11 protein-coding genes are annotated in these 12,257 nt (G+C 41.0%); 6 read left to right on the forward strand and 5 right to left on the reverse strand.

The genetic code is table 11. The annotated features are described in order from the left end of the window. Positions 1 to 97 precede the first annotated feature (97 nt). Entirely contained in the window at positions 98 to 580 is a 483-nt protein-coding gene (locus R9C00_10945; protein WPO37967.1) for a DUF6702 family protein, read from the reverse strand. A 234-nt stretch (positions 581 to 814) separates the two neighbouring features. Here R9C00_10945 and R9C00_10950 point away from each other — a divergent pair, with 234 nt between their 5' ends. Together R9C00_10950 and R9C00_10955 are read left to right on the forward strand one after the other, a co-directional pair. After that, positions 815 to 2,038 (forward strand): nucleoside permease, encoded by a 1,224-nt coding sequence (locus R9C00_10950; protein WPO37968.1) that lies wholly within the window; start codon positions 815 to 817, stop codon positions 2,036 to 2,038. A gap of 84 nt (positions 2,039 to 2,122) precedes the next feature. Next, complete coding sequence (locus R9C00_10955) at positions 2,123 to 2,617, forward strand: GNAT family N-acetyltransferase (GenBank protein WPO37969.1); 495 nt, start codon at positions 2,123 to 2,125, stop codon at positions 2,615 to 2,617. Positions 2,618 to 2,852: 235 nt separating this feature from the next. On the opposite strand, the gene R9C00_10960 is transcribed toward R9C00_10955, so the two are convergent. Both R9C00_10960 and R9C00_10965 read right to left on the reverse strand, forming a co-directional pair. Next, positions 2,853 to 3,569, reverse strand: coding sequence for an RluA family pseudouridine synthase (locus R9C00_10960; GenBank protein WPO37970.1), 717 nt, complete (start codon positions 3,567 to 3,569; stop codon positions 2,853 to 2,855). A 115-nt stretch (positions 3,570 to 3,684) separates the two neighbouring features. Then, complete coding sequence (locus R9C00_10965) at positions 3,685 to 4,614, reverse strand: AraC family transcriptional regulator (GenBank protein ID WPO37971.1); 930 nt, start codon at positions 4,612 to 4,614, stop codon at positions 3,685 to 3,687. Positions 4,615 to 4,888: 274 nt separating this feature from the next. On the opposite strand from R9C00_10965, the gene R9C00_10970 reads away from it, so the two are divergent. The 3 genes from R9C00_10970 to R9C00_10980 all read left to right on the forward strand — a co-directional run bounded on the left by R9C00_10970 (position 4,889) and on the right by R9C00_10980 (position 8,035). Continuing rightward, on the forward strand, positions 4,889 to 6,415 hold the full coding sequence (locus tag R9C00_10970; GenBank protein WPO37972.1) for an aldehyde dehydrogenase family protein: 1,527 nt from the start codon (positions 4,889 to 4,891) through the stop codon (positions 6,413 to 6,415). Between the two features lie 168 nt (positions 6,416 to 6,583). After that, positions 6,584 to 6,967 carry a DUF779 domain-containing protein gene (locus R9C00_10975; protein ID WPO37973.1) on the forward strand — a complete coding sequence of 128 codons (384 nt, stop codon included), beginning with the start codon at positions 6,584 to 6,586 and terminating at the stop codon, positions 6,965 to 6,967. Between the two features lie 111 nt (positions 6,968 to 7,078). Then, on the forward strand, positions 7,079 to 8,035 hold the full coding sequence (locus R9C00_10980) for a hypothetical protein (GenBank protein WPO37974.1): 957 nt from the start codon (positions 7,079 to 7,081) through the stop codon (positions 8,033 to 8,035). 78 nt (positions 8,036 to 8,113) lie between these two features. Here R9C00_10980 and R9C00_10985 read toward each other — a convergent pair whose 3' ends face one another. Beyond that, on the reverse strand, positions 8,114 to 9,262 hold the full coding sequence (locus R9C00_10985; protein ID WPO37975.1) for an acyltransferase family protein: 1,149 nt from the start codon (positions 9,260 to 9,262) through the stop codon (positions 8,114 to 8,116). A gap of 88 nt (positions 9,263 to 9,350) precedes the next feature. Continuing rightward, positions 9,351 to 9,941 carry an ankyrin repeat domain-containing protein gene (locus R9C00_10990; GenBank protein WPO37976.1) on the reverse strand — a complete coding sequence of 197 codons (591 nt, stop codon included), beginning with the start codon at positions 9,939 to 9,941 and terminating at the stop codon, positions 9,351 to 9,353. 216 nt (positions 9,942 to 10,157) lie between these two features. On the opposite strand from R9C00_10990, the gene R9C00_10995 reads away from it, so the two are divergent. Then, positions 10,158 to 12,254, forward strand: coding sequence for a helix-turn-helix domain-containing protein (locus R9C00_10995; protein WPO37977.1), 2,097 nt, complete (start codon positions 10,158 to 10,160; stop codon positions 12,252 to 12,254). Positions 12,255 to 12,257 lie beyond the last annotated feature (3 nt).

The raw sequence follows: 12,257 nt of genomic DNA on the forward strand, positions 1-12,257 counted from the left end.
CGAATTGGATCTGGAGCAAAAGAGCTTCTTTTACCCAAAAATAGCTGCAAGTTTATGTACAAAAGACTTTCTGTCTTGTGAAATAGTTGTAACCCACTTAAAAATTAAGTTCTTCGGTTGCCTTGCCTTTTTCCAGCATCATGCTGTTCTTGTGCTCAAGGTAGTCGATATGAATTAGGTTCTTCTGGTCTTCAAACATTTCTTGCAGAACATTGTTCGTGATCTCCAAGTTTTTGATGTCTTTCAGATCGGTTATTTCTTGGTATATCCATACTGCATCAATGTCGTATTCCTTTCCCACAAATCCTGGTTTCTTCTTCTTGTTGTTGATTTTTATGGTAAAGTGCTTTTTGAGATAACTCGTCATAATCGACTCTGTATCAGGATTTTCTTTTTTTGTAGTCAAATGAAGGTTTCCCCCATGGTATTTAGCCAAGGCTGTCTCGAAGTCATCGATGAAAATTTTGTGGGAAATTTCAATTGCATTTGTCTTCTCATTGTAGCTCACATACGTAAGCGACATATGGACAGGGTGCAAGTGTGAAGCCAAGAAAATTGATAAAACTGTTAGTAATGACATAAAATCCTGTTTGTTTATTTCAAATCAAATCTAAGCTTTTTTCAAATAAGTGGTAGGTCAAATCCATATTTAACCTGTTTTGAAAAGGAAAATCGAATTTTTTCCAATGCATAGTTCATGAATAATCGGAATTCCTGTTTTTTGTTTCCTGCTTTTCCTCACTATATTTCTTGGGATTTACAAAACTTATATGCGCGTCGGACTGTCAGAAACCAGTAATAACCTCTATCAGATATGAAAATACAAACTAGATTTCAACTTTCTACTATGATGTTCCTCGAATACTTCGTTTGGGGAGCGTGGTATGTGACCATGGGTACCTATTTGGGGCAAACCTTAAAATTCGATGGCTTGGAAATAGGGATTGCCTACGGGGCAGTGGCCATTGGCGCCATGATCTCGCCTTTTTTTGTTGGCATGATTGCCGATCGCTATTTCCCTTCCGAAAAAGTACTGGCAACTATGCACTTGGTAGGTGCGGCTTTGCTTTATTGGCTCACCCAAGTCGACTCCTTCAGTATGTTTTACCCAATCCTCATTGGCTATACCCTTTGCTATATGCCCACCATTGCCCTTACCAATTCCATCTCTTTTGCCCAAATGAAAGACCCCGGTGCTGAGTTTCCTAGCGTACGGGTTTTGGGCACATTCGGCTGGATCATTGCAGGGCTTACCATCGGCTTTTTGAAAGTAGAAGACTCTACCATGATGTTTTACATAGCTGCGGTAAGCTCGCTCATTTTGGGTGTGTATTCATTAACCTTGCCACATACTCCGCCCAAAGACAAGGGCAAATCGGTCTCGTTTGGAGATGTGATTGGGCTAAAATCCTTGGCGCTGTTCAAAGACATGTCCTTCTCCGTTTTCTTTTTGGCTTCCCTCTTGATCTGCATTCCTCTTTCGTTCTATTATAATTTTACCAACCTCTACCTAAATGAGTTAGGGATGGGAAATGCTGCTGGGAAAATGACGCTTGGGCAACTTTCCGAATTTGGTTTTCTTCTGGTAATGCCGCTTTTCTTCAAAAGACTTGGGGTGAAAAAGATGCTTTTGGTAGCCATGTTGGCTTGGGCAGCTAGGTACGTGTTCTTCGCTATTGGCAACAACGACGAAATGGTTTGGATGCTCTATGCAGGAATAATTCTTCACGGAATCTGCTACGATTTCTTCTTCGTAACAGGGCAAATTTATGTGGACAACAAGGCTGGTGAAGGCATTAAGAGCTCTGCCCAAGGGCTTATCACTTTTGCTACTTATGGGTTGGGAATGTTCATCGGTTCGGCGGTTTCTGGAAAAGTGGTGAAAATGTACACCTATACTGGGGAAGCTGATGTAATACAGCATTATTGGAATCCTATTTGGATGGTTCCTGCTGCCCTTTCAGTGTTTGTGCTTATCTTTTTCTTCCTTCTTTTTAGAGAAAAAGTGAACCAGCAAGCGGTAAACGAAGAGAGTTAAATCACTTCTGATCTCCCTATTCATTTTGGTGTATTTTCTTAATTTGGTATGAAAAACCAGTATTTGTTCAAACCAATCTCTAAAATGATTAACATCAGACCAGCTATTTCTGATGACTTCGAATCGGTCATCCATATTTACAACCAAGCAGTCACCAGCTCTTTTTGCACGGCAGATACCGAGCCTGTGACTTTAGAAGAAAGGCTAGATTGGTTTCGATCCCATGTGGGAGGAGCGTACCCAATTTTTGTTGCCGAATCTGAGGGGGAAGTGTTGGGCTGGATAAGTATCAGCGCATATAGGTTAGGAAGGAAAGCCTTACGGTTTGCCGTAGAGGTAAGTTATTACGTTGAAAGAAATTTACTAGGGAAGGGGATAGGTTCTTTTTTGATGGATTGTGCGTTGAAAGAAGCAAAGGAATTAGGATACAAAAGTATCTTCGCCATTTTGCTGGATAGAAACGAAAAAAGCATCGCCTTGTTAGAAAAATTCGGTTTTGAGAAATGGGGGCACCTGCCAGAAATCTGTGACTTTGACGGAGAAATCTGCGGACAGTTTTACTATGGAAGGAAGGTTTGAAGGACACGAGTAGTTTTTGGGCAAAAAAAAGCAGGTAGCAATATGCCACCTGTTTTTACCCAGTTAATATGAAAATGAAAGAGTTCTAAGACTAGAACTGCTTCTATTTTTCGGGTGCAATATAGCAATTATTCAAAAGATGGTAATGCTATGTTTGTGAAATTCTTTGGTAAATCCTTTGCATAAGTTAAAAAAGCAACGTATTTGTACAATTCAGCAAGGGGAAACCTTAGTTTTAGCAATTTTTCTCTAACTGATTTATCAAAGCCCTGATATCCTTGGGATAAGGGGTTTCGAAGTTTTTTACACTTCCATCTAACAGACTGAACTGGATGCCGTAGGCGTGCAAGGCAACACGGTTGATCAGAGGTCTTTCTACCTCCTCTTTTTTGAGATTGAACTTTCTTTTGATTTGGGAAAGGAAAACGGGCTTGCCTCCATACATTTCATCGGCTACAATTGGGGCGCCAGAGCTGGCAAGGTGGATACGGATCTGGTGCATCCTGCCCGTAAATGGTTGGCACTCGATAAGCGAGTGGAATTTGTAGAGCTTTAGCGTGTTGAAAACTGTTACGGACTCTTTCCCTTCTTTAAAATCGATCCTTACATTTGCCCTGCCCGAAACAGCGATGGGCGCAGCTACTAGCTGATCTTCAAACTCGTGAAGCCCTTGCACCACGGCGTGGTAGGTCTTTTTTACTTTCCTGTTTTGGAACTGGAGGGAGAGGTGGCGATAAGCTTCAGGATTTTTGGCCAGTGCCAAAATACCCGAGGTCTCTTTGTCGAGCCTATGGCACGCTTGCACATCGCCATAAACATCCTTCGCCATTTTGATCATGTTAGGTCGGGTGATATCCCGCTCCTCCACCGTAGCTATATCGTATGGCTTATTTATAATTAGATAATCCTCGTTTTCGAACAGGACCAAGTCTTTGATATTAATCTTCTTCATCTTTGCTTTTTCAAAATTGGAGCGCAAAGTTAAGCAGCTTTTTCCTTTCTATGTATTCGTAGTCAGTAAAATAGCAAAATGAGGAGTTTTGTTCAGTGCTTTGTCCGTATTGAACCTAATTTGCTAGCACTTTTTTCCTGAACTCGCTTGGGCTCATATTTTCCATTTTTTTGAAGAATCTAGAGAAATAGTTTAAGTTATTGAAACCTGTGAGGTAGCAGATATCTCCTATGCTTTTCTTTGGGTTGCGCATCAAGGTTTTGGCTAGTTTTAGTCGCTCTTGGTTGATAAAAACTATAGGAGAAATACCGAATTCCCGATGGAACACTCTAAAAAACTGAGGGCGAGAAAGGCATGCTTTTTCTGCCAAATCTTCTATACGGAGCTGGGAGGTGAGGTTTTGCCTGATATAGTCTACCACGTATGCCAGCCGGTGGTTGTTCTTCAAAGCAGTGGAAGGCTTGTCAATGAGCAGGTATCGGGCTTTTGTTTGTAAAAGCTGGATAACCAACTCTTGGGTGATATGCATGGCAAGTACATCTTTCGCATACCTATTTTCGGTGAAAAGTTGGATTAGGCGGCTGAGCGTATTGGCAATAGTGGGGCTGTTGAGCAGGTGGAAATTATTTTCGCTCCATCGCCAATTATCCCAATTTTCAATTTTTGGGTATTTTTCGTTGAGTAAATTGAGTGTATCTTCGATAAATTCTTTGGAGATATTCAGCGCCATGCAGCGGGTAGGGTCGTTGGGCTTAGCTTCGGGGAAGTCAATTTTCATGAGTTCGCCGGGAGGCAAAACGACCGTTTCGCCGGGGTTGAACCCAAAAGATTTGCCGCCTTTCAGGTGCATTATTTTCTTTCCTCTTATCATACTCACCACTACCGGGTTATTGAACTTTAACAAGAAGTCCTGTGCCACCTCTTGCGTTTCGTACATGTTCAGTTCGGCATGGTCTAATAGGAAACTGTTGCGGTATTCCACCAACTTATCGGGCTTGGCGAAAATAAGGTGTTGTTTAACGGAGATTTCTGATCCTGCTATCATTGGTCTATCTAGTCATTTTCATGTGTTGTGAGAGAAGATGTTGAGTAAGAGTACGCTTCATCTATTTTATCACAGTTAGTGGGTGTGCCTTTTAGGGCTATCTGCTTTGCCTACAGATTTTTTCAGTTTATCAAATTACCTTTTTTATAGGAATTAACCTAATCCCAAACCAAAATGAGACTATTGTGCAAATCTTCCCTACGATCGTTCAAAAATGTGGTCGATAAAATCGCTTCATTTGAACTATTCAACTAATCATAAACCAATAGTAAATATGGAAGTAGCAACGAAAAAGAACCCAAACCTGGTTGCCAGACCAGTGATCAATGAAAAGTATGATAACTTTATAGGGGGCAAATGGACAAGCCCTGCTAGCCTCGAATATTTTGATGATATTTCCCCTGTAGATGGTAAAGTTCTTACCAGAGTAGCCCGATCCACTGCTGCCGATGTAGAAATGGCCCTTGATGCTGCCCACCGAGCATTTCCCGCTTGGTCTAAATCATCGGCTACCGAACGTAGCAATATGTTGCTCAAAATAGCCGACCGAATAGAAACAAACCTCGATCATTTGGCTGCTGTAGAAACCATGGATAATGGTAAGGCTATTCGTGAAACCATCAATGCCGATTTGCCACTGGTTATCGATCATTTCCGATATTTTGCTGGAGTAATAAGGGCTGAAGAAGGTACTGCGAGCGAACTAGATTCCACAATGGTTTCTATTAATATAAAAGAGCCCCTTGGCGTTGTTGCCCAGATTATTCCTTGGAACTTCCCTCTCTTAATGGCCGCATGGAAAGTTGCCCCTGCACTTGCGGCAGGCAATTGCGTGATTTTGAAGCCTGCCGAGCAAACCCCCGCCAGCATCATGGTGCTAATGGACCTGATAAAAGACTTGATTCCAGAAGGCGTGTTGAACGTCCTTAACGGTTTTGGTCCCGAAGTAGGAAAACCATTGGCTCAATCTGCTAGGGTGGCAAAAGTTGCGTTCACTGGTGAAACCACTACGGGTAGGTTGATTATGCAATATGCTTCTGCTAACCTCAATCCTGTAACTATGGAATTGGGTGGTAAATCCCCGAATATTTTCTTCAGTTCAGTAATGAACAAAGATGATGCGTTCTTGGACAAATGTGTGGAAGGCGCAGTGCTTTTTGCCTTCAACCAAGGTGAGGTCTGCACCTGCCCATCGAGAATGCTGGTACAAGAAGATATCTACGAGGAGTTTATGGAGCGGGTGGTTAAGCGGACAGAGGCGATTAAAATGGGTGACCCTATGGACAAAACGGTGATGATGGGTGCGCAAGCCTCTAAAGATCAGCACGAGAAAATCTTATCGTATTTTGATATTGGCAAAAAAGAAGGGGCAAAAGTTCTTACGGGTGGCAATGCTCACCACATGAATAGTGGGCTTGAAAATGGATACTATATAGAGCCAACTATTTTTGAAGGGCACAACAAAATGCGGGTTTTTCAAGAAGAAATATTTGGCCCGGTAACTTCTGCCACTACGTTTAAGACTGTAGAAGAAGCCATTGAAATAGCAAACGACACCTTGTATGGATTAGGCGCAGGCGTGTGGTCACGCGATGCCCACGAGTTGTACAACGTTCCGCGTGCCATCCAAGCGGGTAGGGTATGGGTGAACTGCTATCATGCCTATCCGGCACATGCTCCTTTTGGTGGATACAAAAATTCGGGCTTCGGTAGAGAAACCCATTTAATGATGCTCAACCACTACCGCCAAAACAAAAACATGCTCATTTCCTACGATCAAAATAAGCTTGGGTTCTTTTAGGAAGCTGTTTGGGAATATAATTTTTAGTTTGACTGATAGTTAATGGACGAGCTCATGTTAATGCTGTTTCAACTTAAAACAAACTGAACTTCATAAATCTTCTAGTTATTTTGCAGCCCCTTTTTTGCCAAGGGGCTGCTTTTTGGTTTTCATCAAGATCCATAAAATATGTCACATACAAGGATTGCAATTACTCCCAAGGCCAAGGAAGTAATAGACAGGTTAAAAGAAAAACATGGAGATTTAATGTTCCACCAAAGCGGTGGCTGTTGCGATGGATCTAGCCCTATGTGCTATGAAAAGGGCGAGTTCATCGTCGGTCCTTCCGATGTCTGGATAGGGGAACTGGAAGGCTGTGATTTCTTCATGTCCAAAAACCAATTTGAGTACTGGAAACATACCCATCTCACGCTCGATATTACCGAGGGAAGGGGGGCAAGTTTCTCTATTGAAATTCCGTTAGGCTTGCGCTTCATGGTACGCTCTAGGCTCTTCACCGAAGCGGAAGAACAGAGCCTAGAGCCAGTAAGAAGCGGAGCTGAATTTGAGTGAGGGTCAAGTTAAGACTACTTGCCAGTATATAATTGCTGTATGCATTAAGCTAATATGTTGTTTTTGCGTTATAGGGATATTTATTAGAAAAATAAACTTATAACCTGCTTTATGAAGCGTCTATTTTTACTCCCAATTATCATATTAAGTTTCGGTTTGCAATCGGCCCTGGCATCGTTCAGTGCAGAGTATTTCGTGCTGGCAAAAGTTGTTAAGGTTCGTTCGGAAAAGAAGTTCACATTTGAGCTGCTAGCAAAAACAAAAGCTGATCTATTTGATTTTAGTCAAAAAAGCGATTATCTAGACTATCAAATATCGTACACTGAGGATAGTGCGACTTTGAAAAAGCTTTATGCCGAAAAAGATCAGATCCTTATTGATTTAATGCGCTCTGCCAAATGCAGCTATTACTTAAATCCGATTATACAAAAAATAAAATTCGATTCTCTACAGAAATTGAAGTTGGGCGATGTGGTTATATTGAAGGAAGACGTTTCAGCGAGTCAATTTACTCTGCCTAGTTCTATGTGGGAATTTGTACGTGTTGTAGATTCATCTATTATAAAAAAAATGGATTTTGCAGAATGGAGGACACCTGACAATAAGGTTTACACTGTTCAATTCGATTCGACCAGTATAGTGAAAAATGATATATACAGTGCAAGGAGTAAAGAACCAGGTAGCAAAGTGAGCAAAGTGCAGTCTTTAGAATTGACACAGAAAGATTCTACTTTTCAGGTAAATGTGTTTCTACGGTTTCTATTTGATGAAGAAAAAGAAGGTGATCGAGAGCCGCAAAAGAAAAAACTGGTCGATGCACTAATTAGAGTGGACGATGAGACTGCGCCTTACCAATGTAGGTCAAGCTTAAACTTTGGTACTAATGCATGCTTAAAAGGGTCAGATTCGTATGATCCTACTAGATATGTTGAAATAATCGACTATAAAGACGGGATATTGAGTTTGGGTTTCCATGGTGGATTAAGAATAACAGAAAAATCTTCCGAAAGAAGGAAGCCCTACACCGTGAATTTCTCATTGCCTATCGAAGGTTTTTCATTGGAATAGAAAACATCAAGACTTCCCTTTTCTGAGTTTTAACATTACCGAAAAGGGAAGTGTTTCAAGGTGTTTACACGCAAAGTGCTAAGCGTGCTTCATACTAGAAGTCGAATGTTTTACAGCTTGCTTTTGTTCTGTTTTCAAACCAAATAAAGGGCGTATTAGAGTTATCCGCCTTACTACAAATTCATAAGTAGCAAAGCAGCCTACAAAAGTAAATACATTGACAATTATGAACTTCGGCAATGCGGCTATTTCTAGTGGAAAGATGAGCCATGATGCAAGGTAAAGGAAGAGCATGTGCAGGATATAAACAGGGTAAGCCGCTTGGCTTAAATAGCTTAAGGTTTTGCTAGGCTTGTTCAAGTATTTGTACCCAAACCCAAAGACGGTAAATATCCAGCAATTAGATTCGATAGCCATCAGGAAGTGGGGAGCTTTAAGGTCTCCGCCTATGAGACGGAAGGCGTATAATGCTGCTGCAAATACTAGTAGTATCCATCGCAATTTGGTTGCATTTTCCCAAAAGGCTTTTCCGCTGTACACACACATGAACCCGATTAAAAAGGCTGCCATGCCTATAAAGAAACCATGAGGGGTAAATGCATACATCTCAAACGCCTCTGGTTTTACCAATTCGGCTTCGGCTATAAATGGCACCATCAATAAGGGCAAGCCAATGGGATTTCCCATAATTTTACTCACTAACTGTTGGAATTTGCCAGTTGGGTGTTTTTTCAGATAAAAGAACAGCGGGGAAAAGATCAATACATAGATGAAAATATTCCCCAAAAACCAAAGATGTGCCGGGTTAAATTCAAAGGTCATTTCTTGATGGTAATAATTTTTCCATAAGAAAATATGCAGGGGCACAATGGCGACCATCCCAAATAAGAAAGGGACTAAAATGCGCTGGGTTCGCTCCAAAAGCAAAGCTTTCCAAGTACGCCGTTGGATGGCAAAATACACGCCCATCCCAGAAACAAAGAACAGGAGCGGAATCCTCCAGACATTGAGCATGGACATAGGTGTCCAAATCCATTCTAGAGATTCATTATTTTGGATGAACCCGATGAATACTCCCCAAGGTTGAAAACCAATAGCTATGTGGTAAATAAGTAATAAACCAATAGCAATTACCCGTAACCAATCAATATCGTATCTTCTGTTGCTTAACATTTCCTGTGTATATGATTTCAGACTAATGACTTGTTTTAAGTTTACTGGTTGCATTAGTTCAAATTAATTTTTGGAGCAATAGGAGTTTCTGCTTTAAGCATAGAACTCCTATTGCTAAAATATTTGCAGCAGCCCTGCCAAATTACTTGCTACTAGCCTTGATCAACTCCGCAATTGCAGGCCTGCTAGCCTCCAATTGCTCATAATCTAACTTTAGTCCAAGTGGTCCAAGGGTTTTGCTAAATTGGTCGTAGACTGGTTTTACATCTGCAAAAGCTCCAGAGACCGACTCCAAGGCAGTGGTCTGATAGTTGTTTCGGATGGAAATATCCGCCTTGTTTGCAAGTAATGCTTTTACTATTTCGGTGCGCCCAAAAAATGCTGCAGTGTGTAAAGGAGTAGAGCCTTCTGCATTTTTCTCATTCAAATTTGCTCCAGCTTCTATTAGCAAAAGAGCAACATCAGTTTTGCCAAAAGTTGCTGCTATATGCAAAGGAGTAGAACCGTAATCATCTTTTTGGTTGAGGTCAGACTTAGCGGCTATGTGACCTTTGATAGCTTCAGTGTTTCCAAAAAAAGCAGCTTCTGTTATAGGCGTACTTGGTGCTGTAATGGCAGCTGTTTCTCCAGTTGGTTTTTGCTGTGCCTGATTGCAAGAGGCGATGCTTAATAAGGCAATTGTAAAGCAAAAAAACATACATCTTTGAATTGTTTTTACTTCTAACTTTTTCATTGTTTTGTATTTCGTTTTTTAAGTTTGATTTCGATAATTCAAAGGTCTGTGAAATACCGAAGTAGCACTAAACAACCTTGTAGCAAGCTTTTGTAGCTATGTGTTTTGTGTTGAAACTATGACGATAGGCTATAAACTATGATGCAAAAGGCTTTAAAGACGTGTTGTGAGTGCTCTTGAAATTGACTAGTATTGCATTTTCACTTACTATACATTATGCAAGATTTTTTACCACCCAAAAGTGCGTTTTTACAGAAGGTAGTTGCCGTAATTGAAGATAACCTAGGAGATGAAAACTTTGGGGTGACCGAGCTTGCCGAGCTCATCGGAATGAGCAGGTCTAACCTGCTCCGAAAAGTGAAGCAGGAAACGGAAGAGTCGGTAAGTGTTTTGATCAGAAATGTTAGGTTGCAGAAATCTAAAGCTTTATTGCAAGATGAGTCTCTTACGGTTTCGGAAGTTGCTTATAAAGTAGGCTTCAGCAGCACTTCTTATTTTACCAAATGCTTTCGTGAGCTTTACGGATATACGCCAGGTGAGGAGGGAGGCAGGGCAAAGCAAAAGGAAGAACTAGAAACCACCGAAGTAGGTGAAATCATAGAACCGCCAACAGAAAAGGCGGGGAAGGTCAAACTCATACTAAGTGTGTTGGTGGCCGTGGTGGGAGTGATAGTTACGCTCTTTTTTATGCTACAGCAAGAAGAAAAGACTGCTGGTCCCAATTTACGCAAGTCTATAGCGGTGTTGCCTTTTAAAAATGATAGCAGCGATAGCAGCAATGTCTATTTTATGAACGGACTTATGGAATCCATCTTGGATAATTTCCAAAAGATTGAGGACATTAAGGTCACGAGCCGAACTACGGTGGAGAAATATAGAGGGGTTTCCAAAACGATGCCCGAGCTTTCGGAAGAGTTGAACGTGAGTTACATTATAGAAGGCAGTGGACAAAAAATAGGTGATGAGATTTTGCTGAACATCCAACTAGTGGAAGCGGCTACCGACCAACAGCTATGGACTCAATCGTACAAGCGAAAAGTGGAAGATGTTTTCCAGATCCAAATGGAGGTAGCCAAAAGTATAGCCAGTGAAATAAATGCCATTATTACGCCCGAGGAACAGGAGCGGATTGAAAAAATACCTACCCAAAACCTGGTAGCATATGATTATTACCTCAAAGGGTTAGCATATATGAGAGAGGAGACTGGTGAAGGGCTGATAAAAGGCATAGAGCAGTTGAAAAAAGCCATTCAGGAAGACGGGCAGTTTGCCCATGCTTATGCCTATATGGCTATTGCTTATTACTACCTCGATATTTTCCAGATAGAGAAAAAACATATAGAAGAACTAAAAAATTATACAGATAAAGCCCTCTTGCTAGATGATAAATTGGGGGAAAGCTTGATAGCAAAAGCATTGTATTATACTCAAGTTGAGGAGTTTGAGACAGCAATTAGCACATTTGAAGAAGCACTGGTTTATTACCCAAACGTGGGTTGGATGCATAATTTTTTGTCGGACTTATATGCGACACGCTTGCCGAACACCGAAAAATATTTGGAACATGCGTTGAAGGGGATTCATTCTAAAATAGCGGAAGAAGATTCAGCTTCGTCAAGTATTTCCTATTTGCATTTGAGCAATGCACTGGCTCAGACAGGTTTTATAAAAGAATCCGAAACCTATATTCAGAAGTCGATAACACTTGATGCTAACAACTTGTTTTCCCAATATGTGTACGTGTACATTCGGTTGGCGCAGCATTTTGATCTTGAGAAAGCCAAAAACTCGTTGATCGATGTACTTCAAAAAGATACCACACGGTTTGATGTGATCCAGGAAATAGCCAAGGTGTGCTATACGATGGAAGACTATGAAGAAGCGTGGGCGTATTATGATAAAATGGTTACAGCTAAAAAAGCGTTGCAACTCGATATTTATAAGAGCGAAGACATTAAGATTGGTTTCACATTAAGGCAACTGGGGGAACATGAAAAGGCAGAGGAATATTTTGATAGCTATTTGGAGTATGCCCAAAGCGACGAATCGCTTTACAAAGATTTGAGTCTTTCAGCTTATTACGCCACCATGGGAGATACTGAAAAAGCCATGGAATACCTCAAAGCTTTTTCAAAGCAAGAAAATTACCAATATTGGATCGTTTTGTTTTTGGACAAAGACCCGATTATTAGGCAAATGTCTGGACACCCCGATTATCAAAAGACTCTCCAAAAGATAGATGATAGATTTTGGGCAAAGTATCAACAGCTTAGATTGAAGTTGGAAAAAGAAGGAGTTTTCCCTTCGGAGTGATAT

The organism is Flammeovirgaceae bacterium SG7u.111 (genome assembly GCA_034044135.1).
In the GTDB taxonomy this organism is placed as follows: Bacteria; Bacteroidota; Bacteroidia; order Cytophagales; family Flammeovirgaceae.

Bases quoted from the DNA above. Each gene is read 5' to 3' on its own strand.
- R9C00_10945 (WPO37967.1), bottom strand. From the start codon at position 580: ATGTCATTACTAACAGTTTTATCAATTTTCTTGGCTTCACACTTGCAC.
- R9C00_10950 (WPO37968.1), top strand. From the start codon at position 815: ATGAAAATACAAACTAGATTTCAACTTTCTACTATGATGTTCCTCGAA.
- R9C00_10955 (WPO37969.1), top strand. From the start codon at position 2,123: ATGATTAACATCAGACCAGCTATTTCTGATGACTTCGAATCGGTCATC.
- R9C00_10960 (WPO37970.1), bottom strand. From the start codon at position 3,569: ATGAAGAAGATTAATATCAAAGACTTGGTCCTGTTCGAAAACGAGGAT.
- R9C00_10965 (WPO37971.1), bottom strand. From the start codon at position 4,614: ATGATAGCAGGATCAGAAATCTCCGTTAAACAACACCTTATTTTCGCC.
- R9C00_10970 (WPO37972.1), top strand. From the start codon at position 4,889: ATGGAAGTAGCAACGAAAAAGAACCCAAACCTGGTTGCCAGACCAGTG.
- R9C00_10975 (WPO37973.1), top strand. From the start codon at position 6,584: ATGTCACATACAAGGATTGCAATTACTCCCAAGGCCAAGGAAGTAATA.
- R9C00_10980 (WPO37974.1), top strand. From the start codon at position 7,079: ATGAAGCGTCTATTTTTACTCCCAATTATCATATTAAGTTTCGGTTTG.
- R9C00_10985 (WPO37975.1), bottom strand. From the start codon at position 9,262: ATGCAACCAGTAAACTTAAAACAAGTCATTAGTCTGAAATCATATACA.
- R9C00_10990 (WPO37976.1), bottom strand. From the start codon at position 9,941: ATGAAAAAGTTAGAAGTAAAAACAATTCAAAGATGTATGTTTTTTTGC.
- R9C00_10995 (WPO37977.1), top strand. From the start codon at position 10,158: ATGCAAGATTTTTTACCACCCAAAAGTGCGTTTTTACAGAAGGTAGTT.